The organism is Hyalangium ruber, from assembly GCF_034259325.1.
Classification (GTDB): Bacteria; Myxococcota; Myxococcia; order Myxococcales; family Myxococcaceae; genus Hyalangium_A; species Hyalangium_A rubrum.
Map to the genome: position 1 here is coordinate 604,082 of NZ_JAXIVS010000005.1, position 21,145 is coordinate 625,226.

Consider the following 21,145-nt stretch of genomic DNA (forward strand, 5'->3'; position numbering starts at 1 on the left):
GCGCGGGGAGGGCCTTGGGTTCTACCGAAGCCTCAGGCTCACGCCTTGTTCGGCTCCATCTTCGGGATGGACTCGAGCGCGTCGAGGATCTTCCGCTTGTCCTTCTTCTCGGTGGACTTCGGAGGAGCCGTCACGCGCGGAGGCGGACGCTCACGGGTCAGCGCGCCACCCTGCAGGAGGATGTTCACGTCCTCGGCATCCAGCGTCTCGTACTCCACGAGCGCGTCGGCGATGCGCTGGAGCGCGTCCCGGTTCTCGGTGAGCAGCTGCTTGCCGCGCTCATAGGAGCCCAGGACGATGCCGCGCACCTCGGCGTCGATCTGCCGCGCCGTGTCCTCGGAGTAGTCCTTCGTGGCGCTGAAGTCGCGGCCGAGGAACACCTCGCCCTCGCTCTTGCCGAACGCCAGGGGCCCCAGCTTGTCGCTCATGCCCCAGCGGCACACCATGGCGCGCGCCGTCTCGGTGGCGCGCTCGATGTCGTTGGCCGCGCCGCTGGACATCTCGTTGAACATGATCTCCTCGGCGAGCCGACCGCCCATCGCCATGGTGATCTGATCGAGGATCTGCTTCTTGTACCCGTTGACCTTGTCCTCGGTGGGCAGGCTCCAGGTGACGCCCAGGGCCTGGCCGCGCGGGATGATGGTGACCTTGTGGAGCGGGTCGCAGCCGGGCAGCAGCTTGGCCAACAGCGCGTGGCCAGCCTCATGCACCGCCGTGTTCCGCTTCTCCTTCTCGGTCATGATCATGGACTTGCGCTCGGGGCCCATGAAGACCTTGTCCTTGGCGGCCTCGAAGTCGCTCAGGTCCACGCGGTCCTTGTTCTGACGCGCGGCCATCAGCGCCGACTCGTTCACCAGGTTCTCCAGGTCCGCGCCCGTCATGCCCGGCGTTCCGCGGGCGATGACCTCGAGGTCCACCTCGGGAGCCAGCGGCACGCGGCGCGTATGCACCTTGAGCACGCCCAGGCGGCCCTTCAGATCCGGCCGCGGAACCACGATGCGGCGGTCGAAACGACCGGGACGCTGCAGCGCGGGGTCCAGCACGTCCGGACGGTTGGTGGCGGCGATGAGGATGACGCCCTCGTTGGACTCGAAGCCGTCCATCTCCACCAGCAGCTGGTTGAGCGTCTGCTCGCGCTCGTCGTGACCGCCGCCCAGGCCCGCGCCACGGTGGCGGCCCACGGCGTCGATCTCATCGATGAAGATGATGCAGGGGGCGTTCTTCTTGCCCTGCTCGAACAGGTCGCGCACGCGGCTGGCGCCGACGCCCACGAACATCTCCACGAAGTCCGAGCCGGAGATGGAGAAGAACGGCACGCCGGCCTCACCGGCCACCGCGCGGGCCAGCAGCGTCTTGCCCGTACCCGGCGAGCCCATCATCAGCACGCCCTTCGGGATGCGGCCGCCCAGCTTGGTGAACTTCTTGGGGTCCTTGAGGAAGGCGACGATCTCCTCCAGCTCCTCCTTGCACTCATCGGCGCCAGCAACGTCGGCGAACGTCACCTTGTTGTGGCTCTCGTTGAGGAGCTTGGCCTTCGACTTGCCGAAGGTCATCGCCTTGCCGCTACCGCCCTGCAGCTGGCGCATGAAGAAGATGAAGAACAGGAACAGGAAGACCACCGGCATCCACTGGCCGAGGATGGTCAACCACAGGTTGTTCTGCTCCTCCTTCTCGTACTTCACGTCCACGCCCATGCCCTGCAGCTTCGTGAGCATGGTGGAGTCCGGCGCGGGGCCCGTCGTCCGGAACTTCTCGTTGGTGTCGGCGTACTTGCCCGAGTACGTGTTGCCCTTGACCGCGATCTCCTTGACCTTCTTGTCCTCCACCTTGGCCAGTAGCTGGGTGAAGCTGGGCTCCTGTACCTGCTCGTTGCCCTGGGAGAAGAAGTTATAGAAGGCCACGAACAGGACGATCAGGATGACCCAGAGTCCGATGGTCTTGTAAGTCGAACGCACGTGTTTGCTGCCCTTTCAAAGCTCGGCGGAATGCGGGCCGCGCTGGAATTCCTCCAGCTATTTCAATGACTTGGTCCGACGCTTGGCGAACTGCCCTGCCTCGGACCGTATCAGCAACACCAAAGAGCCCCCAACTATTTAGGGCCTTGTGCCCATCCTCCGCCCCTCATTGTGCAGACTCTATAACGGAGCGCTGCCCCCGTCGCTCGGGATGGGAGGCAGCGCCCAGAGCGACTGTCCGCCAACCAGCTTACGGCCAGGCGGCCCCCAGATCCCCGGGACCCAGAGCAGTCGCCCCTCGGAGTCCGTCACCACGGGCTGGAGATCCCGACGCTCGGCGGGCACTCGAAGGTCCACGAACACATCTTGGAGCTTTCGCGATCCCTGGGCACCTGACACCCGATCGCCTGCTCGGCGCGTTCGCACGGTGAGCGGCCAGCGCGTGTCCTCGGGCAGCGTCAGGACCAGCGCTCCTGGCGGCGCGGCCTGAGCGCTCACCTGGAAGCGCCAGCCCGTACCCTTTAGAAGACCCGCGGCCCCCGCTCCTTCCAACGTCAATGTGCCGCGCGAAGCGCCCTGGGGGCGGACACAGCGCACACTGCCTCCCGCCGCTCGGAGCTGGAGGCCCGCGCTCAGGGTCGCGGACCGTCCCCGCGCCACTGCTTCGAGGACCCGCGCGAGGGTGGCGTCATCCACCACGGCTCCTACCTGAGCGAGCAGCCGTGAGAGCACCCGCCGCCTCAGTGGGGGCTCCAGCGCGCGGACGCCCACCGCGTCCAGGCTCCCCTCCGGCCGCACCAGCCGGCGCCAGGCCGTGTCCGCCAGCTCGCTCAGCAGCGCGTCGTCCTCGGCCGCCAGCCGCGCGAAGGAGGCCAGCTGCCGCGCCACCGGGAAACCCGCCGCCCGGGAGAGCGCGGGCAGCACGTCGTGGCGCACCCGCGAGCGGAAGAGCCGAGGGTCCTCATTCATCGGATCCACCACGAAGCCCACCGACTGCTCGCGAAGGAACGCCTCGATCTCCCCACGCGTGCGCTCGAGCAGCGGGCGGACGAGCGTGCCCCTTCGCGACAGGACGCCTGCCGCGCCTCGCAGGCTCGTGCCCCGCGCCAGCCGCATCAGGAGCGTCTCGGCCTGGTCCGAGGCCGTATGCGCGGTGGCCATCGCCGCCAGCCCCCGCTCCAGGCGAACGGCCTCCAGCGCCGCGTACCGCGCCTCGCGTGCGCGCTGCTCCACGCCCGCTCCCGCCTTCAGGCGCAGTTGGCGCACGTGGCACGGGAAGCCATGGAGCGCGGCCAGCCGCTCGACCGCCCGCACCTCCTCTACCGCCTCGGGCCTCAGACCATGGTCCAACGTGGCCACCTCCACCGAGAGGCCCAGTCGCCCGCACACCCGGGCCGTGCCCTCGAGCAGCGCGACGGAGTCCGCTCCCCCCGAGACGGCGATCAGCACCGAACGGCGCTCCAGCCCGAAGTACCGGTACGCCGCTTCGAGCGTCGTCGTTATCAATGCGGTGGCAGGGCCGGTGCGGCGCATCGGTCAGAGGGGGGAATGGATTTTCCAACGGCCCGGTTACATCGAGCACCGTCGGTTGAAGGTGGTGGGGGTGGTTCTTATGCTCCTCATAGCCGGACGATGGGGGGAATGGTTGGGGCGGCAGCGGGTGTTGAGAATATTGATCTTCGAAACTTCATAGCGTTGGACCTAGGGGTCCCCCCCCTCCCCCTCTGGGTCCACGGGACCGCTGAGACTTGTTCTCCGCGGTCCCTCTTTCCGGAGCGCCCCGGGCTTCTTTCTCGAAGAAGCCCGGGGCGTTTCCCTTTTGGGGCTCCGTTTCGAGGTCCTACCTCCGCCCCCATCTCCCCTCCTTTTCCACGCTCCCGGGATGCTTCCGCTCCGATAGAAGTCTCTTGACTGTCGGATGGCGCACCCCGTCGAAAGGGGCGTTGAAACCGTTGACCGGCTAGTTCGTCTGTCGGATAACCCCCCCGGTGTGTCTCAGGTCGTCACCTCGCATCCGCTCCGGAGACTCGGTATGGCAGGCACCGACAAGCGCAAGCAATCGCTGTACTTCCCCGAAGAGATGTTGAAGGAAATCCAGGAGGAGGCGAACCGCCAGGACCGTTCCCTGTCGTGGGTGGTTCAGCAGGCGTGGAAGATCGCCCGCGAGCGCATCAAGGCCTTCCCTGCCGTCAATGATGTCACCGGCGACGAACGCCAAGATCCTCGCGAGGAGTAAACACGAGCATGTCGTCCACCGATCATCGCAAGCAGAGTCTCTACTTCCCGGAGGACATGCTCGAGGAGATCCAGCGCGAGGCGACGCGGCAGGACCGCTCGCTCTCGTGGATCGTCCAGCAGGCCTGGAAGGTAGCCCGCGGCGACATCCGCAAGATGCCGTCCGTCAATGACGTGCTCACGCCGGCGCCCAAGCCGGTCACCCCCGCGCCGGTGCCGGCGGCTGCCCCCGTGGCGGCGGCGGCGCCGACCGACGGCGAGCCCAAGCCCCAGTAGCGGGCCGTTGCTCCCGGCCCCCTCAGCGGGTGGGCCGGGAGGGCCTGGCGCAGTTCTCGAAGACGATGCGGCTGGCCTCGCGCAGGGGCCGCGCATCGCTCGAATAGACCGACTTCATGTAGGCCGAGGCGATGTTGGAGTCCACGCCGCCCAGCTTGCGTGACTGCACCGGGTTGCGTGCGGGGTCCTGCCCTGCGCCCGCGAAGATGGGCCCGTAGCCGTCGCCTCCCTGGAGGAGGAAGTCGGCCATGGCCACCCGGTAGAAGACGTTGGCGCGCGGCGGCAGTTGCACCGCGCGATTGCCCACCTGCATCGCCAGCACGCGCTGGCCTCGGGGGCGCCCGCAGTCCACGCGCACGGTGGTGCTCTCGGAGACGTGCAGGAAGCCGCCGAATGGTGTGCCGATGGGCTGCCCCTCGGGGAAGAGGCTGCCCACGGAGTGCTCCATCATGTCCACCAGCTGCTGCTCGGTGAGGTTCACCGTCACCAGGCGGTTCTCGAAGAGGAGCACCTCGTGGAACACGCCGTCGGTGAGCGGGCCGCTGGGCAGCACCGTGCGGTTGATGCAGAGGCCCTCGGCGCGAATGGAGCCACCGTTGATGATGCCCAGCTCCGCGCGCCCCGCGAGGTCTCCGGAGTCATCCTCCGCATGCTGGTAGGCGTCAGCGGCCATCTGCCCCAGGGCGTTGTTGTCGTGCCGGGCGAAGGGCCGGTCCAGGTAGACGTTCTCGCCCAGGATGCCGATGACGGCGTCCGGGTTGGCCACGAGCGGCTGGCACGGATCGTTGTACGCCAGGCAGCCGAGGCCCGGGACGAGCGCGGCGGCCAGGAGGGCGGCGAGCAGCGGGCGGATCATCAGTAGCGGGCCCTCAGGGTGAGATAGACGGACTGGCCCTCGCGCGGCAGCAGGCCCGGGACGCGGTCCGGGCGGGGCACGTCATCGCGCAGGTCATGGTCGAAGAGGTTCTGGGCCACCAGCGCCGCCTCGAAGTGCTCGGCGATGGGCTCGGTGCGCAGCTGCGCGGTGATGAGGCTGTAGGCGGGGATTTCGTAGCGGCGGATGAGCTCCAGCACCGAGCGGCTGTTGTTGCGGCGCTCGGCGCCCGCGCGCACCACCACGTCGAAGTTCACCCAGTCGCCGATGGGCATGGACACGCCCGCGTTGAAGCGCGCCTGGGGGGTGTCGGTGAGCAGGCGCGACTGGGAGGGCAGCTCCAGGTCCTCGGCGCGGAAGAAGCTGGCGTTGACCCAGGCGTTGGCGCGCTTGGAGGCCTCCAGGCGGGCCTCGGCCTCGACGCCGTAGACGCGCACGCCCAGCTCGCGGTTGCGCAGGGGGATGATGTTTCCGGTGATGTCCACCGGGATGATGGGCGAGTGGAAGCGCTCGTAGAAGGCGTTGCCACGCAGGCGCACGCGCGAGTCGCCGGCGGCCTGGATGAGGTCCACGCCCAGCTCCACGGTGTCCACGGTGGCGGGGCTCAGCAGCGGGTTGCCCTCGAAGCGGCCCTGGTTGTAGTCGCTGTTGGGGATGCTCTCGACCAGCTCCTGCAGCGTGGGCGAGCGGAAGGCCCGCCCGTAGAGCGCCTTGAGCACCAGCGAGTCGGTGGCGGCGAAGACCAGGCCCACGCGGGGGTTGATGCTGGGCACCAGCCGGGTGCCGTTGATGACGCCATCGTCATCCGTGGTGGGAAGCTGGGTGGCGTCCACGCGCACACCGAAGGTGAGCGTCAGCGGCTCGACCACCGTCCACTGGTCCTGGGCGAAGAAGCCCAACGTCATGCGCCGGGTGGCGGCGCCATCGGCCAGCTCCGTCACGTCCACCAGCCCCTCGGGCGGGGCGAGCGTCGGCCGCATCCGATTGTCCACGGTGTAGTTGGTCGCGTACTCGTAGTTGCCCAGCATCTGCATCTCGGCCACCACGCCCAGCGAGAGGCGGTTGGCGCTGCCCAGGGCCATGTCCGTGTCCGCGCCCAGGCCCAGGGTGCGCACGGTGACGCGCGTCTGCTCCAGCATGCCCTCGGGGAAGATCTGGTTGGCCGCGTCCCCGGTGCGGAACTTGTCGGGGGTGATCTGGAAGAGCCGGCGGGTGTTCTGCTGATCGCCGTAGCCGCGCAGGCGCAGCACGATGCCCTCGGCCACCGGGCGCTCGTACTCGACATCCAGCAGCGCCACGCTCCAGCTCAGCTCCGAGTCCTCGCCCACCGAGTCGAACAGCCCCATGAGTGCCTGGCGGTCCTCGGTAATGAAGCGCACCGAGGAGCTGACGCGCCCGGCGTCGCCGAGGTTGTAGGACATGCCCACGCCCACGTTGAACAGCAGGCGCTCGTCATGGGTGCGACCTGCGGGCTGGTCGGCCTCGCGCAGCTCCTGGTTGAGCGTGTCCGCGGAGAGCGCGTCCTGGTCGATGGCCACCGAGTCCCCGCCCTGCGACCACACGTCCAGGTCGCCGTAGAGCTTGAGGTTGCCGGCGGTCAGGCCCGTGGAGGCATGGCCATCCAGCGTGAGCCCCGCCGACTCGTCCTGATTGGGGAAGCCGCCGCCCGAGGCCGTGACGCGCACCCCCTCGCTGTGGTCCGTGACGAGGTTGACCACGGCCAGGAACGCCCCCGCGCCGTAGAGGGCCGAGCCCGGACCGCGGATGACCTCGACGCGGTCCAGGTTCTCCACGGGCAGGTTCATCAGCGCCCGGCCATCGAAGAAGTTGTTGAGGCGGTGGCCATTGAGGAGGAAGAGCACCTCCGCGTCGTTGCGCAGCCCTCGGACGGCGACGCGGTGGAAGCCCTGCACGTCCCGGCTCACGGTGAGCCCGGGCACCACGTCCAGCACATCCGCCACGGTGCGCGCCCCGAGCGCCTGGAGCTGCTCACGCCCCAAGGTCGCGGCGATGGCGGGCACCCGGGCCACGGACTCCGCGTGGCGCGTGGCGAGCGCCAGCGGGTCCTCCGCGCTGTAGAGGGCCAGATCCTCCTCCAGCTCCGAGCGCTGCACGGAGCTCTTGCTCGCGGGCGCCGTGGAGGGCTCCGAGGAAGCCTCGGGAGGGGACTCTACCGGGGCGGCCGCCACCGGGGCGGGCTTCGACGCGGGAGCAGACGCCGGGGTGGACTTGGAAGGCGCGGGCGCTCCGGACTTGCGCCCTCCGGTGCGCGGGGCGGGAGTCGGGACCGCGGCGGGCTCCCCTTCTGGAAGATCCGCGGCGAGCACGGCCAGGGCGTCGTCATCCCGGTCAGCCGGCTTCTTGGTGGGGCGCGGAGTGCCCTTGGCGGGCGGAGGGGGCGGCGGCGGCTCGCGGGTCTCCGCCACGGGCGTCTTGGTGCGCGGGAGCTCTCCGGCCACGAGGACGCGGGTGGGCCGGGCGGACGTCTGGAACAGGGGCACGCGCTCCCCGCTCTTGAGGATGCCCTCGACGTAGTACTCGACGCCAGGAGGCACCATGTGCTCGGCGGGGATGGCGCCCCGGTACAGGTCGCCGTACTGCCGCTCCAGGGGTGTATCGGTGTACTGCTCGCCGGGCCCCCGATAGCGGATCACCAGCTCCGACATCCGGTTGGCGTCATCCACCAGGGTGCCTTCGAGCTTCAGCGGCTGATCCGCCTCGGCCCGGGAGGGTGCGGTGTGCAACAGGACCGCCTGCTCCTCGGCGGGAGCGGGCAGCGCCACCAGGAGCACGAGTACGAGGAGCGTCGAGCGTGCGAGAGCGTTCTTCAAGAGCACGACGATGGTCCATTGCCACTACCTGCCAAGTCAAGGAAGGGGGGTGGGAGGGTGCCGCCGTTTTTTTGCCGCCCCCGGAAGTGCGTGCGACCTTGCTCGCCGCTCTTCATGCGTGCGTCGCTTGCCCTCCACCTTGCTCTGTTTCGCCGGCAGAAGGCCCAGATTGCCCGTGCCGTCGAAGGTCAGACCTCCGCCTTTCGGGCCTACGAGGCCCGCTATCGGCGGCGGACGGCGGGATACCGCCTTGAACTGCCCCTGACCTCGGTACACCAGCGGGTGCGTGCCGCCGATGTCGTGTACGTGGGCGACTACCACACGCTCCCCCTGGCCCAGGAGACGTACCTCGGGTTGGTGGAGCGGGCGCTGGAGACAGGCCGTCGGGTCGTCCTGGCGCTGGAGTGCGTCGAGGGACGGCATCAGGCCCCGCTGGACGCGTATCTCGAGGGCAAGCTGCCAGAGCGCGCCTTGCTCGATCGGCTGGGTCGAGCGCCCGGCGTCGGCGTGGATGGGTGGTCGGGCTTCCGTCCCCTGCTCTCCTTCGCCCGGCGCCACCGCCTGCAGGTGGTGGGCATCGATCGGCGGGTTCAGGGAGAGCGCTCGCTGGAGCTGCGGGATGCGTACGCGGCCGAGCGGATCGCCCGGGTGGCTCGGGCCGAGGATCGCCCGCTGGTGTTGGTGCTGGTGGGCCAGTACCACGTGACGCCATGCCACCTTCCGGCGCAGGTGGAGCGGGCGCTCGGGGCGGCACATGCGCGCCGGGGGCTGGTGGTGTACCAGAACTGCGAGGGCGTCTACTGGCGGCTGGCGCGGGAGAGCCGCGCCGGCGCGGTGGAGGCGGTGGAGCTGCAGGACGGCTCGCTCTGCCTGCTCAACGCCTCCCCCGTGGTGTGCCAGCAAAGCTTCCTGGACTACCTGGAGGCCGAGACCGGTGACGCGCCGATCCGGGAGCGCGGCGCGGCGGAGCGCTTCCGGGAGATGTCCGGGTTGATCGCCCGGCTCGCGGGAGTGCCGATCGGCCGGGCGCTGGACGAGGTGGAGGTGGCGACCGCGGCGGACGAGGATGTGCTCTCGCGCATCCAGCAGCGCGGGCGCTTCACCCAGGCGGAGCTGGGGCAACTGCGGCGACACATCCTGTCGCGGGAGAGCAGCTACATTCCCCGGGCGCGCACGGCGTACCTGGCCTCGCTGTCGCTGAACCACGCAGCGGAAGAGGCGGCGCACTTCGTGCGGCACTGCGCGGTGGGAGACGCGATGGAGGCACCACGGCGGGCCTCGGATGCGTTCTACGCGCGGTGCATGGAGGAGGCGCTGGGGTTCTTCGGCTCGAAGCTGGTGAACCCGAGGCGCGGCTGCGCGGGGCCCGCGGAGTGGGCACGGCGGTTCGCATCGACGCGAGGCGTGGATCGGCAGATCGCCGCGTTCGTGCTGGCGCACAAGGCGGCGGAGACGGAGGGGCCGGACGAGGCGGTGAAGCTGCTCCCGCTGCGCAAGGACCGGCTCTTCCACGGCGTCAGCCACGCGCTGGGCTACCAGCTGGGCGACGCGCTGTACCGGGCCTTCGACACGGGCCGGGTGGAGAAGGCGGACATCCGCACGTTGTTCCGAGATTCCCTGCCGGACCCGCGCGGCGCCTACTTCCACTGGGTCCACCGCGTCAGCGGAGCCTGAGCGAGCGCCAGGGCGCCTGTGCTACGTTCCCTGCGGGGGGAATGACGCATGGAGAAGGTGATCGACGGCAGACACAGCGGGGTGAGTTCCGGTGCGCCTCCGTCCGAACTGAGAACCGCCCTTCGGGGATTCGTCACACAGGCCATCGCCGTGTCCCTGAGCGTGGGATGGCCCACCCTGGTGCGGTTGAAAGTACTGCCCGCCCTCGCCTTCTCCGCCGGCGGCCCCCTGTGGCGCGAGCGCGTGGACCTCTATGGCTCGGCGTTTCTCGGAGTGATCGCGAGCCTGGCGATCGGTGACTTCGTCGCGCGCAGGCACCCGGGAAGAAGCGCTTTCGTCCACGGCGGCATCGCCTTCGGCGGGGTGTTCCTGCTCTCCAAGGTCTTCTCCGTGCTCTGGAGTGACTCCTTCGTCCACGTCTACGATCTGCTCTGGCCCCCACACCCGTTGTTCGTCCTCGCGGGCATCTGGCTGGGACAGCGGCAGTGGTTCCACCGGCTCAGCTTGTACGCTGGCCTGCTGTGCTGGCCGCTGCCTGGCGCCGTGGCCCTCTACTTCCTGGGAACGGAGCTGCACCTCACTCCCTCGCCCAGGATCCTCCCCTTCAATCTCGTCCTGGTCAGCTTGCTGCTCTTCCCGCTGGCCCTGGTCCGCACGCTGAAGGTCGGGCGGCAGCTCAGCTCGCCCCGGCGTCTGAAGTGACGTAAGCCGCCGCACAGCCGAGCCCAGGCCATCGATTTAGCCGATGGCTGTCAGCCACATTTTCTATTTGCCGAAGGGTTGGGTGTCTCCAACTTTGAGGGGTGTCGCCGTGAATCCACCCCGTTCGAGTTGGAGCTGAACGCCCATGGACCGCTCGAAGATCTTCTATCCGAGCATCAGCCAGGCCGCGGGGCTGATGCTGGTGTTCATTGCCTTCGCCATCGTGGTGGCACTGCCTTTCGAGTCGTTCGCAGCGCTTCTGCCAGCCCCCCTGAACACCAACCCCCTCATTCAATCCGCGTTGGGATTGGTGGGGTATGGTCTGGCGGTCGGGCTCACCATCCGGCGAGGGCTGCGGAACAAGTCCCTGCTCGATGGCGAGCGGCCTGCCCTGCGCTTCACGCGAGTGCCAGCGGGCATCCTGGCGATGGCCTGCATCCTGACCGTCTTCATGGGGTTCATCCTCACCGTGCTCATCGGATTGCTCCCCACACCGGGGTGGTACGAGCAGGTCATGGACGAGGCTCTGCGCCCCAACGTCTTCTCCTTTGCCTCCGTCGTGCTCCTAGCGCCCTTGCTGGAGGAAGTGCTGTTTCGTGGGCTCATCCTCGAAGGGCTGCTCAAGAACTATCGGCCGTCCACGGCGATTGCCGTGTCGGCGTTGCTGTTCGGGGTGGTGCATCTGAACCCCTGGCAGGGCATCGCGGGCGCCCTCATGGGCATCTTCCTGGGCTGGCTCTATTGGAAGACGCGCTCGCTGCTGCCCTGCATCCTGGTTCATGCCACCAGCAACCTGCTCTGCTATCTGGTGGGGACGTCGAGCAGCAACACCACCTCCAACATGGCCGCGAACCTGCTGAGCGGCCCTCCCCTCATCGCACTGTTCTTCGGCTCGGCGGCCGTCTTCGCGGGCGGGTGGTGGTGGCTGGGAAAGAGCGTGCGGAGACATGTGGCGGCCTGAGTCCCCGCCGCGCGCCCCTTCTCAGCGTGTACGCTTCGCCGCCGTCCCGGCTTTCTTGCGAGTCGTCGGCGTCTTCGGGGCAGCGGCCTTCTGCACTCGCGGCGCGGCGACCTTCTTCTTCGTAGCAGGGGCGCTCGGGGCCTCCGCCGCCGAGCCGATCTGCGCCACGAGCTTCTTCGGGGCAATGGCGCGGTAGCTCTCATCGATCCACTGGCGCAGCATCTCGATCGGAGGCTTCTGTCCCTTGGCGAAGCTGGCCGACACCCAGCCGCTCTTGCCGAGCCCGTAGCCCGTGGGCGTGGCGAACGGCAACATCAACGCCGCGTCCTTGGAGTGGGGCAGCTTCACGGAGAGGCCCAGCCCCCCCTGCTCGTGTCCCATGAAGAGGAAGGCCTTGCCCTTCACCTTGATGGCGCGGTGGCCCCAGGGCATGTCCTCATGGGTGCCAGGGTAGCCGAGCGCGAAGTCGCGCAGCGCCAGCTCATGCGGATTGTCGAGGCTGTTGGTCGCGGACATGGGCTCCTATCTAGCCCCCTCCGTCCCGCGAGTCACTCCGGACGATCCGGAACCGCAAGGCCTGGGAGCGCAGCGCCTCCGAGTCCCGGTCGCCCAGCACATTGGGTACGTACCAGAACGCTCCCTCGGCGGAGAGCGCCCAGAGCTGGTACTCGCCCACGGGGATGGCGCCCAAGGGCGTGAGCGCCTGTCCTCCGTCCGGAGCCACCGAGACGACCTGCGCCTGAGGGACGACGAAGAGCTGCAGGCTCTCCGCCGACGCCTCGCGGGTCACATCCCCCTGGAGCACCGAGACGAAGGGCAGCGGGTTGATGAGCAGGGGCACGATGACCTGGGAGACGCCTCCATCCGACTCCCGGGGCACCGCCTGCCCTGGCCGAGGAACGAACCGCAGGAAGAACTGGGGGAACAACTCCGGAACCCCGTCACCGTTCAGATCATCCCCGTCCCCGTCTCCGTCTCCATCCCGCAGTCGGACGAAGAACCGAGCCTCCTCGCCGCGCAGGAGTCCCAGGCCATCGGCCTCTACGGAGAGCGAGACCAGCGACAGCGGCGCGTCCTCCAACGTCACCACGCCGCCATCCGTCCCCTCCCCCGCCACCCGGAAGGCGGGAGGCCCATGGCGCATCCGCCGGGCCAGCGTCAGCTCCTGCTCCACCGCCTCACCGGCTGCAACCTCCACCTCCCCCCCTGCCTCCGGGCTCCAATCCCCGGCGCCCGGCTGCGCCAGCACATCCACGGACAGGTCCGCGTCCCCATTCGCATCCAGGAACCCCCAGAGCCGGTACGGCCCCGGCAGCACCTCGGAGAACCGATAGCGCGAATCCCCCGCCTCCAGCCGCAACGAGGAGACAGCGGTGACATACCGGGGAATCGCAGGGCCCTGGGGAGGCCCCTCGCCCGGAGCGAAGAGGAACACGTACGCATCCCCCTGAAGGACGCCGGGGCCCGCCACCTGCCCTTCCACGCGGCCACGCGGCGTGTCCGGCGCGCCCTCCTGCGGGCACCCGCCGAGCAGCAGCAGCACACAGGCGCAGAGCGCCACACGCGAGGAGTTCACGAACACGGCTCACTCTATCCTTCCGGTCGCCCCTCCAAGTGGGTTTGATGCGGCAGTCACCTCGTGGGAGTGCGCCATATGAAGATGAAGGATCGCGTGGAGAAGCTCGCCGAGCACCGCCGCCGCAACGAGGGCATGGGAGGCCCCGAGCGCGTCGAGCGCCAGAAGGCCAAGGGCAAGCTGGACGCCCGCTCGCGCCTGAAGCTGCTCTTCGATCCAGGCACCTTCGAGGAACTGGGGCTGCTGGCGGCCCACCACGGCAACCTCCCGGAGGAGGAAGAGGCGGACAAGCCCTCCTCCGCCGACGGCGTCATCACCGGTACGGGAGAGATCGACGGTCGTCCGGTGGCCGCCGCCATCTACGACTTCACGGTGTTCGGCGGCTCCATCGGCGAGATTGGCGAGCGCAAGGTGGCGCGGCTAAGGGATCTGGCGCTCAAGAACCGCATCCCCATGGTGTGGCTGGTGGACTCGGCGGGAGCGCGGCTGGATGCGTCCTCGGGCATCGATCCGCGGCGCATCGCCGGCTTCGCGGACACGGGCTACCTGTTCCGCGAGCAGGTGGTGATGAGCGGGGTGATTCCGCAGGTCGCGGCGATGGTGGGCCCGGGCGCGGCGGGCACGGCCTACATCCCCGCCCTGGCGGACTTCGTGCCCATGGTGAAGGGAACCAGCTCCATCGCCATCGGCGGCCCGTACCTGGTGGAGTCGGTGGTCGGCGAGAAGGTGACGGAGGAGGAGCTGGGCGGCTCCAAGGTCCACAACGAGATCTCCGGCGTCGCGGACGCGGAGTACCCGGACGACGCGACGTGCATCACCGCGGTGCGCGAGTACCTGTCGTTCTTCCCGTCGAGCTGCGAGGACAAGCCGCCGCGCCGTGCCTCCACGGATCCGTTCGACCGACGGGACGAGGACCTCTTGAAGGTGGTGCCGGAGAGCCCTCGGCAGGCGTTCGACATGCACAAGGTCATCCTGTCGCTGGTGGATGAGCGGAAGTTCTTCCCGCTCAAGCCGCGCTGGGCGCGCAACCTGATCACGGGCCTGGCGCGCATCGACGGCTACCCGGTGGGCATCGTCGCGAACAACTCGATGTACCTGGGCGGCATCCTGGACGTGAACGCGGCGGACAAGGCGGCGCGGTTCGTGAACCTGTGCGACGCCTTCAACATCCCGCTGCTGTTCCTGCAGGACGTGCCGGGCTTCATGGTGGGCACGAAGGTGGAGCAGCAGGGCATCATCCGCCACGGAGCGAAGATGATGTACGCGGTGGCGAGCGCCACGGTGCCCAAGTTCACGGTAGTGGTGCGCAAGGGCTACGGCGCGGGCTACTACGTGATGAACGGCCGGGCGTTCGAGCCGGACCTGCTGCTCGCCTGGCCGGGAGCGGAGATCGGCGTGATGGGACCGGAGGGCATGGTGTCCATCGCGGCGCGCAAGCTGCTGCAGAGCGCCGAGAGCCCCGAGGCGGCCGAGGCGATGAAGAAGGAGCTCTCGGACAACCTGCGCCAGCACATCCGCATCGAGCGCACGGCGGCCCTGGCCATGGTGGACGACGTGGTGGATCCGCGGGACACGCGGCGGCTGTTGGCGCGGGCGCTCAAGCGCACGGCCAACAAGAAGGTGGAGCGCCCCTTCCGCCGCCGGGAGATCTCCCCGGTCTGAGGCCTACTTCGCCGGACCGGGCTTCACCGCACGCGTGGCGCAAATCGTAGGGAGGTGCTCGGAGAGTCGATCTCCCTCGACGTGCTTGTCCTCGAAGAAGCCGGCGAGGAGGAAGCCCGCGTCGAGCTGCCCGCCGATCTGGTCCTCCAGCGAGTGCGCGATGCACAGCGGCTCGCCCTTGTCGGTGTACCGGCGCCGCTCCTGGTCGGTAAGGCTGGTGAAGTCCGAGTAGGGCATCCGGTACTTGAGCGTCAGCACCCCCTTCGACTCCTCCTCGGGATCGAACAGGAAGCCGATCGGGTTGCAGAACCCGGACAGCATCGCCCCTCCCGGCCGGAGGACACGGAAGGCCTCACGCCACACGCGCCGCACGTCTTCCACGAAGCAGTTGGAGCACGGGTGGAAGATGAGGTCGAAGCTGTTGTCCGGGAAGACGGACAGATCCCGCATGTCTCCCTCGACGAGCCGGATTGACAAGCCCTCGCGCTCCGCCACCATCCGGTCCTGCCCGAGCTGCGCGGGCGAGTTGTCGAAGATCGTCACCCGCGCCCCCGCCGCCGCCAGCACCGGCCCTTGCTGCCCGCCCGCGCTCGCCAGGCCGAGGACTTCCTTGCCCTTCAAGTCGCCGAACCACTCCCGAGGCACGGGCTTGCGCGGCGTCAGCACCACGCTCCACTCGCCCCGGCGCGCGGCGGCGATGACCTCCGGACTCACGGGCACCGTCCACCGGTCGCCCGTGGCTACCTGCCGGTCCCACGCCTCGCGGTTGTACTCGCGAACATCCACGTCAGCCTTCATGCAGCACCCGTCCTTCCATGCCTCCAGCGATGGTCACCACCTCGCCCGTCACGTGCCCGGAGACCCGGTCCGAGGCGAGTGTCACGATGACTCGCGCCACGTCCTCGGGCTGACCGACTTTGCGGAGCGCCATGGTCCGCGTCACCCGGTTGAGGAACGCCGGGTCCTGGAGCTTCGCCCGGTTGCGATCCACCTCCGTCCAGCCCGGGCACACCACGTTCACCCGCGCCAGCGGAGCGATGCGCCCCAGCTCGTTCTTCAGGCTCTTCAAGAAGCCGTTGGCCAGCGCGCCCTTCGCCGCCGCGTAGTCCGCGTGTCCCGCCTCACCGAAGAGGCCCGCCGTGGAGCTGACGATCACCAGGCTCCCCGTCCCCGTGGTGGCCACGTGCCGCAGGAAGGCACGGCACGTGAGGAAGACGCTGTCCAGGTTCTCCGCCATCGTCTGGCGCCAGCGCGCCAGTGACATCTGCCACACCGGCTCGTCCGCCGACGGCCAGTGCCCCGCGTTGGCCACCACCACGTCCAGCCGACCCAGCGCCTTCACCGCCGCGGGGACGAGCGCATCCACCTCGGCCTCGGCCGTCAGGTCCGCGCGCAGGGCCACTCCGCCCACGTCCTTGGCGAGCGCGAGGGCTTTGTCCTCGTTCGTCCGGTAATGCACCGCCACCCGCGCTCCCTCTTCCTTGAAGGCGCGCACGATGGCCGTGCCGATTCCCCCAGCGCCGCCCGTGACGAGGACGCCCTTGCCGCTCAGTTCGGTTTCCATGAATCAGGTTCCTGACGTTACCTGCCCATCGTCGATGTTGCCCCGATCGGGCGATGCGTATCTACGATGGACTTCCATGTCCCAGCTCGCGAGCGCCTACGCCGTCACCCTGCCCCAGCTCGCCGAGCTCGGCCGCGCTCAGCCCGGGGCTGAGTTCTGGCGCCAGCTCAAGCGAGATGCCCGGGTGGTGGCGCGGTTCGAGCATTCGGGCCACGTCATCAACGTGGTGCTGGCGGAGCTGGAAGAGCGCGACTTGCGCCTGCCGCTCGATACGACGGAGCCGGACCTCGCGGCCCTCTCGCGGCGCCACACGAGCCTCGTGGCCTGCCTGGCGCCCGGCGAAGGTCCCGGGCTCGCCGAGGCCATCGAGATGCTGGGGCCCGCCGAGGACGAGTGGCCCCTGATGGGGATGGAGTTCCAGTGCCCTCCGGAGATCCTCCGGGCCGGGCGGGACTTCCTGCTCCAGTGCATCCGAGCGCCCCTCCAACCCGAGGAGCGCCTGCTGCTCTTCGTCGGCTGAGCTCGCGCCTACGACAGGCGCAGGAGCTGCCGCGCCTCCTGCGGCGTCGCCAGCGTGCGACCCTTCGCCTGGGCCCGCTTCGCCGCATCGGCCACCAGCTCCCAGTTGCCCTTGGCCAGCACGCCCTTGGACACGTAGATGTTGTCCTCGAGCCCCACCCGGGCGTTGCCGCCCCGCTCCGCCGCCAGCTCCACGAACGGCAACTGGTGCCGCCCCACCGCCGCCACCGTCCAGGTGCTTCCCTCCGGCAGCGAGGAGATCATGAAGTCCAGCACCTCGGCCCGCGCCGCCAGCGTTCCCGGCACGCCGAGCACGAAGTCGAAGTGCGCCGGCAGGTCCACCAGGCCCTCCTTGGCCAGGTAGCGCGCCTCGTCGATCATCCCCACGTCGAAGCACTCGAGCTCCGGCTTGAGGCCCAGCGCCCGGATCCGCTTCGCGATGTCCCGCACCAGCGGGCGAGGGTTCCAAAACACCTCCTCGCCGAAGTTCACCGTACCCGTCGTCAGCGTCGCCATGTCCGGCCGGTCCGGCCCCGTGAGCGTCAGCGGGCCGCAGCGCTCGTCCACGGTCATGCCCACCGCGCCACCCGTGGACGTCTGGATGAGCACGTCCGTGCGCTTGCGGATGGCCCGGATGGCCGCCCGGAACAGCTCCGCGTCCTGAGAGGGCTTGCCGTCCGCCGTGCGCACGTGCAGGTGGACCATCGCCGCGCCGGCCTCACGGCACTTGGCCGCGTCCTCGGCGATCTCCTCCGCCGTAATGGGAAGGTGCGGCGTCTGCTCGCGCGTCGTCTCCGCCCCTACCATCGCGGCGGTAATGACCATCGGCTTGCTCATGGGTAGGCCCCTTCCTCGGTTACCGCTGGATGCGCTGCTTGTCCTTGGGAACGACGCAGGTGCCCGAAGCACGGCACACCACCACCGGCTCCGACAAGAGATCCGCCGCCGAATCGTTCACGTCCGTGCGCGGCCGAATCACCTTCCGTGCCTCGAAGCGCATCTTGCGCGACGTGTTGCCGACAGTGACGATCTCCCCCTCCGCCTCGATGAAGTCCCCGGCGTACACGGGCGCCAGGAACTCCACCGCGTCATACGCGCGGAACAGGCCCTCATCCCCATCGTGGCGGATGCACAGCTCGGTGGCCACGTCGCCGAACAGCCCCAGCATGCGCGCCCCGTCCACGAGGTTGCCGCCGTAGTGCGCGTCATGGCTGCTCATGCGCAGCCGGATGATGGCCTTGGTGGTGCTCACGTGGGCTCTCCCTGGTAGTGCATGTTCGGGTCTTCCTTGCCCAGCTTCTTCAGGAGCGCGTGGGCGATGTAGTTGGCCACGTCCGAGGGCTTGGTGCCCGGCCCGAAGCCCGCGTCGAAGCCCAGCTCCAGCGCCAGCTTGTGGTCCACCCGAGGCCCACCGAGCAGCAGGATCGTCTTCCCGTGCAGCCCCTTGGCCTTGGCCACGTCGATGAACTGGCGCGAGTTGTCCTTGTGGACATCCCGCTGCGTCACCACCTGGCTCACCAGGATGGCGTCCGCGTTCTTGGCGATGGCCTTGGCGACGAGGTCCTCGTTGGGCACCTGGCTGCCCAGGTTGAAGGCCTCGAACCAGGGGTAGCGCTCCAGGCCGTAGTCGCCCGCGTAGCCCTTCATGTTGAGGATGGCGTCGATGCCCACCGTATGCGTGTCGGTGCCCGTACACGCGCCGAAGACGACGATGCGCCGGCCCACCTTCTCCTGGATGAAGGCGTTGAGGTCATCGAAGCCCATCTTCTTGACGATGACCTCGGGCACATCGATCTCGGCATAGTCGATGTACATGCCCGAGCGGGCGTAGACGATGAAGAACGTGTAGTTGTCCGCGGCGCGCTCGGCGGCGGCCACCTTCACGTCCGAGAACCCCATCTTCTTCACGAACTGGGAGGCGGCCTCCTTGGCCTTCTCCGACAGCGGCACCGGCAACGTGAACGACAGCTGCACCACGCCGTCGTCCCGGCGATCGCCATAGGGGCGGATGATCTGCTTGGTCGGCTTCACCATGAGGCGCTCACTTCCCCTTCGAGTACGAGACGCTCTGGGCGATCTTCAGCGCCAGCGGCTCGAAACGTTCCTTCTTCTTCTGGTTCATGGAGAAGACCAGCGACCAGGTCGTCTTGCCGTTGCAGCCGACGAAGGTGTGCGTCTCCACCTTGTCCACGCCGTCCTCGGTGGCGTCCACCTCCACCTTCTTGGCGGCGGGGTTGGCCCCCAGGCTCACGCGCTCCCAGCCCTCGCCGCCCACGCTGGCGAGGATCTTCTGCAGGCACACGTCCGGCTGCATGCCCGCCGTCTGCACCGCGCCCACGTCCAGCAGGAAGAAGGCGTCCTTGGAGGGCGCCTTGAACTTCTGCGTCCCCTCCTCCACCGAGCGCTCCCACGCGGCCGGGACCTTGAGGGACAGCGTCTTGGCCTGGTGCTTCACCAGCTCGTCCGCCGAGCCACCCTTGCCCGCGGCCAGCACCAACATCAGCACGGTTCCGATCATGAGTGCGTACCCTCCAGGATCTCCAGGAACGGATTGAAGTAGTCCGGCCCCTTCTCCAGCACACCGTCCAGGCCCTTGCCGCCCGTCTCCGTGCGCTTCACGTCGCCGAAGCGACCCTTGCCGATGGCGGCCACCATGCCCTCCTTGTGGCACTCCTCCAACAGCTCCATCGCCTTGCCGAACACCTCGCGCGCGCGTTCGGCGATCTTGCCGTCCTCGCGCACGGTGAACTCCTCGTCGATGCCCCGCGCCGCCCGGTGGATGTACGCGGCCGACTTCAGCGCCACGTAGCGGTCCGCCAACAGCGGCGTGTGCATCGCCTCGGTCATCATCCCCAACAGCTGGATGCCCTGCCGCGTCCACATGGCCACCAGGTTCGCCATCACGTCGTACGCGTGGCTGAAGAAGATGTCCGTCTCCTTGTGCTTGGTGGGCGGCATGTACTTGAGCGGCGCGTCGGGGAAGCAGCGCCGCACCAGCATGGCCTGCGACAGCTCGAGCAGCAGCGTGTCCTGGCGGTACGGGTCGATCTCGTACGAGTGGCCGATGCCCAGCTGCCAGTCCTTCAGGCCCGCGCGCTTGGCGAAGCACTCGTTGATGAACTGGCTGGCGATGACGGTGTGGGCCGCGTCATAGGCGTCCGCGGTGGTGATGTAGTTGTCCTCGCCCGTGTTGATGATGATGCCGGCCAGGGCGCAGATGCGGCGGCTGAAGTACTGATCGATGAACGTGCGCCGCATGTTGATGTCGCGGAAGAGGATTCCGTACATCGCGTCGTTGAGCAGCATGTCCAGCTTCTCGTACGCCGCGCAGAAGGCGATCTCCGACATGGCCAGGCCGGAGGAGTAGTTGGTGAGCTGGATGTAGCGCTTGAGCTTCCGGCTCTCCTCGTCCAGCGCCTCCCGCATGATGCGGAAGTTCTCCTGGGTGGCGTAGGTGCCGCCGTAGCCCTCGGTGGTAGCGCCGTGGGGCACGTAGTCCAAGAGCGACTGCGCCGTGGAGCGGATGACGGCGATGACGTCCGCGCCCGCCTGGGCTGCCGCGCGCGCCTGGTCCACGTCGTCATAGATGTTGCCGGTGGCGACGATGACGTACTTGTGCGGCGGCGGGGACATGGGGAACTGCTTGCGGAGCTCGTTGCGCTGGGCGATGCGCCCCTGGATGTCCTCCAGCGCGGCGCGGGCCTCGGAGCGCACCTCGGCGCGCAGGTTCTGCTCCACCTCGGGCGACAGCGGCCCCAGCTTCTCGGTCGGCAGCGCGGTGAGACGCTCCACGGCCTCCAGCGGGCTCTTGGCACCCAGGTGCAGCGCGCGGCCGTACCAGTAGGCCGCCCCGCGGTTGAGCACCCCGGCCGCCTTCAGCTTGTCCACCATCAGGTTGGCCAGCGGCACCCCGCGGGCCCCCGCACCTGAAATCCCAAAGAAGCGCAGCACGGTGCGCTCGATGGACACGGTCGTGTTACGGCGGATCAGATCGAAGATCGGGTTGACGATCTCCTCCGCCAGTTGGCGCGCGTGGGCGATCTGCTCGTCTTGAATGAACGGACCCGGCATGGACGCACCTTAAACGCCATTCCAGGGAAAGTGCTCAACCTCCTTACCTTCAAACCACCGCACACCGATATTTGGGTGCAACCCAGCCCACCGACATGACAGTGGATGTTCACCGCTATTTCGGTGAACCCGAGGCGACTTCTTTCCTCAAACCATTGAATTCATTGAACTTAAACCCCTGGCACGGGCCCTGCTGAAGGAATCTCCCGCTTCCCCACCCCACCTCTCGGGAGACTGCCTTGAAG

The 21,145-nt window shown here is 68.5% G+C and carries 20 protein-coding genes; 7 read left to right on the plus strand and 13 right to left on the minus strand.

Annotated features, from left to right (window positions below):
• Positions 1 to 38: 38 nt before the first annotated feature.
• Together ftsH and tilS are read right to left on the minus strand one after the other, a co-directional pair.
• Entirely contained in the window at positions 39 to 1,955 is a 1,917-nt protein-coding gene (gene ftsH / locus SYV04_RS17975; RefSeq protein ID WP_321547031.1) for an ATP-dependent zinc metalloprotease FtsH, read from the minus strand.
• Between the two features lie 180 nt (positions 1,956 to 2,135).
• Positions 2,136 to 3,488, minus strand: coding sequence for a tRNA lysidine(34) synthetase TilS (gene tilS / locus SYV04_RS17980; RefSeq protein WP_321547032.1), 1,353 nt, complete (start codon positions 3,486 to 3,488; stop codon positions 2,136 to 2,138).
• Between the two features lie 499 nt (positions 3,489 to 3,987).
• Here tilS and SYV04_RS17985 point away from each other — a divergent pair, with 499 nt between their 5' ends.
• Together SYV04_RS17985 and SYV04_RS17990 are read left to right on the plus strand one after the other, a co-directional pair.
• Complete coding sequence (locus SYV04_RS17985) at positions 3,988 to 4,191, plus strand: TIGR04563 family protein (RefSeq protein ID WP_044186644.1); 204 nt, start codon at positions 3,988 to 3,990, stop codon at positions 4,189 to 4,191.
• 8 nt (positions 4,192 to 4,199) lie between these two features.
• Positions 4,200 to 4,466 carry a TIGR04563 family protein gene (locus SYV04_RS17990; RefSeq protein ID WP_321547033.1) on the plus strand — a complete coding sequence of 89 codons (267 nt, stop codon included), beginning with the start codon at positions 4,200 to 4,202 and terminating at the stop codon, positions 4,464 to 4,466.
• 22 nt (positions 4,467 to 4,488) lie between these two features.
• On the opposite strand, the gene SYV04_RS17995 is transcribed toward SYV04_RS17990, so the two are convergent.
• Positions 4,489 to 5,322, minus strand: a complete 834-nt coding sequence (locus tag SYV04_RS17995; RefSeq protein ID WP_321547034.1) for a 5'-nucleotidase — start codon at positions 5,320 to 5,322, stop codon at positions 4,489 to 4,491.
• Complete coding sequence (locus SYV04_RS18000; RefSeq protein WP_321547035.1) at positions 5,322 to 8,171, minus strand: TonB-dependent receptor domain-containing protein; 2,850 nt, start codon at positions 8,169 to 8,171, stop codon at positions 5,322 to 5,324. The genes SYV04_RS17995 and SYV04_RS18000 overlap by 1 nt, the downstream gene beginning before the upstream one ends.
• Positions 8,172 to 8,285: 114 nt before the next feature.
• Here SYV04_RS18000 and SYV04_RS18005 point away from each other — a divergent pair, with 114 nt between their 5' ends.
• From SYV04_RS18005 to SYV04_RS18015, 3 genes are all read left to right on the plus strand, one after another.
• Positions 8,286 to 9,845 (plus strand): ChaN family lipoprotein, encoded by a 1,560-nt coding sequence (locus SYV04_RS18005; RefSeq protein WP_321547036.1) that lies wholly within the window; start codon positions 8,286 to 8,288, stop codon positions 9,843 to 9,845.
• Positions 9,846 to 9,893: 48 nt separating this feature from the next.
• The gene (locus SYV04_RS18010; RefSeq protein ID WP_321547037.1) at positions 9,894 to 10,547 is read left to right on the plus strand and encodes a hypothetical protein; all 654 of its coding nucleotides are present in this window, start codon (positions 9,894 to 9,896) and stop codon (positions 10,545 to 10,547) included.
• A 145-nt stretch (positions 10,548 to 10,692) separates the two neighbouring features.
• The gene (locus tag SYV04_RS18015; RefSeq protein WP_321547038.1) at positions 10,693 to 11,508 is read left to right on the plus strand and encodes a CPBP family intramembrane glutamic endopeptidase; all 816 of its coding nucleotides are present in this window, start codon (positions 10,693 to 10,695) and stop codon (positions 11,506 to 11,508) included.
• A 21-nt stretch (positions 11,509 to 11,529) separates the two neighbouring features.
• Here the strand turns inward: SYV04_RS18015 and SYV04_RS18020 are convergent, their stop codons facing one another.
• Positions 11,530 to 12,024 (minus strand): MmcQ/YjbR family DNA-binding protein, encoded by a 495-nt coding sequence (locus SYV04_RS18020; RefSeq protein WP_321547039.1) that lies wholly within the window; start codon positions 12,022 to 12,024, stop codon positions 11,530 to 11,532.
• Positions 12,025 to 12,034: 10 nt separating this feature from the next.
• Positions 12,035 to 13,084: a hypothetical protein gene (locus SYV04_RS18025; RefSeq protein WP_321547040.1), complete on the minus strand. Its 1,050-nt coding sequence runs from the start codon at positions 13,082 to 13,084 to the stop codon at positions 12,035 to 12,037.
• Between the two features lie 78 nt (positions 13,085 to 13,162).
• Here SYV04_RS18025 and SYV04_RS18030 point away from each other — a divergent pair, with 78 nt between their 5' ends.
• Positions 13,163 to 14,746 (plus strand): acyl-CoA carboxylase subunit beta, encoded by a 1,584-nt coding sequence (locus SYV04_RS18030; RefSeq protein WP_321547041.1) that lies wholly within the window; start codon positions 13,163 to 13,165, stop codon positions 14,744 to 14,746.
• A gap of 3 nt (positions 14,747 to 14,749) precedes the next feature.
• Here the strand turns inward: SYV04_RS18030 and SYV04_RS18035 are convergent, their stop codons facing one another.
• A complete protein-coding gene (locus SYV04_RS18035; RefSeq protein ID WP_321547042.1) occupies positions 14,750 to 15,544 on the minus strand; it encodes a class I SAM-dependent methyltransferase in 795 nt (264 codons plus the stop codon).
• The gene (locus SYV04_RS18040) at positions 15,534 to 16,310 is read right to left on the minus strand and encodes an SDR family NAD(P)-dependent oxidoreductase (protein ID WP_321547043.1); all 777 of its coding nucleotides are present in this window, start codon (positions 16,308 to 16,310) and stop codon (positions 15,534 to 15,536) included. Before SYV04_RS18040 ends, SYV04_RS18035 begins: the two co-directional genes overlap by 11 nt.
• A 76-nt stretch (positions 16,311 to 16,386) precedes the next feature.
• Here SYV04_RS18040 and SYV04_RS18045 point away from each other — a divergent pair, with 76 nt between their 5' ends.
• Entirely contained in the window at positions 16,387 to 16,830 is a 444-nt protein-coding gene (locus tag SYV04_RS18045) for a hypothetical protein (protein WP_321547044.1), read from the plus strand.
• Between the two features lie 8 nt (positions 16,831 to 16,838).
• Here the strand turns inward: SYV04_RS18045 and kce are convergent, their stop codons facing one another.
• Genes kce through kamD form a run of 5 tightly spaced genes read right to left on the minus strand, consistent with a single transcriptional unit; the run spans position 16,839 to position 20,900 of the window.
• A complete protein-coding gene (gene kce / locus SYV04_RS18050; RefSeq protein ID WP_321547045.1) occupies positions 16,839 to 17,666 on the minus strand; it encodes a 3-keto-5-aminohexanoate cleavage enzyme in 828 nt (275 codons plus the stop codon).
• Positions 17,667 to 17,685: 19 nt separating this feature from the next.
• Complete coding sequence (kal, locus tag SYV04_RS18055; RefSeq protein WP_321547046.1) at positions 17,686 to 18,081, minus strand: 3-aminobutyryl-CoA ammonia lyase; 396 nt, start codon at positions 18,079 to 18,081, stop codon at positions 17,686 to 17,688.
• Positions 18,078 to 18,863 carry a lysine 5,6-aminomutase subunit beta gene (kamE, locus tag SYV04_RS18060; RefSeq protein ID WP_321547047.1) on the minus strand — a complete coding sequence of 262 codons (786 nt, stop codon included), beginning with the start codon at positions 18,861 to 18,863 and terminating at the stop codon, positions 18,078 to 18,080. The genes kal and kamE overlap by 4 nt, the downstream gene beginning before the upstream one ends.
• Before the next feature lie 7 nt (positions 18,864 to 18,870).
• Positions 18,871 to 19,347 (minus strand): hypothetical protein, encoded by a 477-nt coding sequence (locus SYV04_RS18065; protein WP_321547048.1) that lies wholly within the window; start codon positions 19,345 to 19,347, stop codon positions 18,871 to 18,873.
• Positions 19,344 to 20,900, minus strand: a complete 1,557-nt coding sequence (gene kamD / locus SYV04_RS18070) for a lysine 5,6-aminomutase subunit alpha (protein WP_321547049.1) — start codon at positions 20,898 to 20,900, stop codon at positions 19,344 to 19,346. The genes SYV04_RS18065 and kamD overlap by 4 nt, the downstream gene beginning before the upstream one ends.
• Between the last annotated feature and the right edge of the window lie 245 nt (positions 20,901 to 21,145).

Excerpts from the sequence above, each read along its gene's own strand:
- tilS (WP_321547032.1), bottom strand. The coding sequence starts at position 3,488 with ATGCGCCGCACCGGCCCTGCCACCGCATTGATAACGACGACGCTCGAA.
- SYV04_RS17985 (WP_044186644.1), top strand. The coding sequence starts at position 3,988 with ATGGCAGGCACCGACAAGCGCAAGCAATCGCTGTACTTCCCCGAAGAG.
- SYV04_RS17990 (WP_321547033.1), top strand. The coding sequence starts at position 4,200 with ATGTCGTCCACCGATCATCGCAAGCAGAGTCTCTACTTCCCGGAGGAC.
- SYV04_RS17995 (WP_321547034.1), bottom strand. The coding sequence starts at position 5,322 with ATGATCCGCCCGCTGCTCGCCGCCCTCCTGGCCGCCGCGCTCGTCCCG.
- SYV04_RS18005 (WP_321547036.1), top strand. The coding sequence starts at position 8,286 with ATGCGTGCGTCGCTTGCCCTCCACCTTGCTCTGTTTCGCCGGCAGAAG.
- SYV04_RS18010 (WP_321547037.1), top strand. The coding sequence starts at position 9,894 with ATGGAGAAGGTGATCGACGGCAGACACAGCGGGGTGAGTTCCGGTGCG.
- SYV04_RS18015 (WP_321547038.1), top strand. The coding sequence starts at position 10,693 with ATGGACCGCTCGAAGATCTTCTATCCGAGCATCAGCCAGGCCGCGGGG.
- SYV04_RS18020 (WP_321547039.1), bottom strand. The coding sequence starts at position 12,024 with ATGTCCGCGACCAACAGCCTCGACAATCCGCATGAGCTGGCGCTGCGC.
- SYV04_RS18030 (WP_321547041.1), top strand. The coding sequence starts at position 13,163 with ATGAAGATGAAGGATCGCGTGGAGAAGCTCGCCGAGCACCGCCGCCGC.
- SYV04_RS18035 (WP_321547042.1), bottom strand. The coding sequence starts at position 15,544 with ATGAAGGCTGACGTGGATGTTCGCGAGTACAACCGCGAGGCGTGGGAC.
- SYV04_RS18040 (WP_321547043.1), bottom strand. The coding sequence starts at position 16,310 with ATGGAAACCGAACTGAGCGGCAAGGGCGTCCTCGTCACGGGCGGCGCT.
- SYV04_RS18045 (WP_321547044.1), top strand. The coding sequence starts at position 16,387 with ATGTCCCAGCTCGCGAGCGCCTACGCCGTCACCCTGCCCCAGCTCGCC.
- kce (WP_321547045.1), bottom strand. The coding sequence starts at position 17,666 with ATGAGCAAGCCGATGGTCATTACCGCCGCGATGGTAGGGGCGGAGACG.
- kamE (WP_321547047.1), bottom strand. The coding sequence starts at position 18,863 with ATGGTGAAGCCGACCAAGCAGATCATCCGCCCCTATGGCGATCGCCGG.
- SYV04_RS18065 (WP_321547048.1), bottom strand. The coding sequence starts at position 19,347 with ATGATCGGAACCGTGCTGATGTTGGTGCTGGCCGCGGGCAAGGGTGGC.
- kamD (WP_321547049.1), bottom strand. The coding sequence starts at position 20,900 with ATGCCGGGTCCGTTCATTCAAGACGAGCAGATCGCCCACGCGCGCCAA.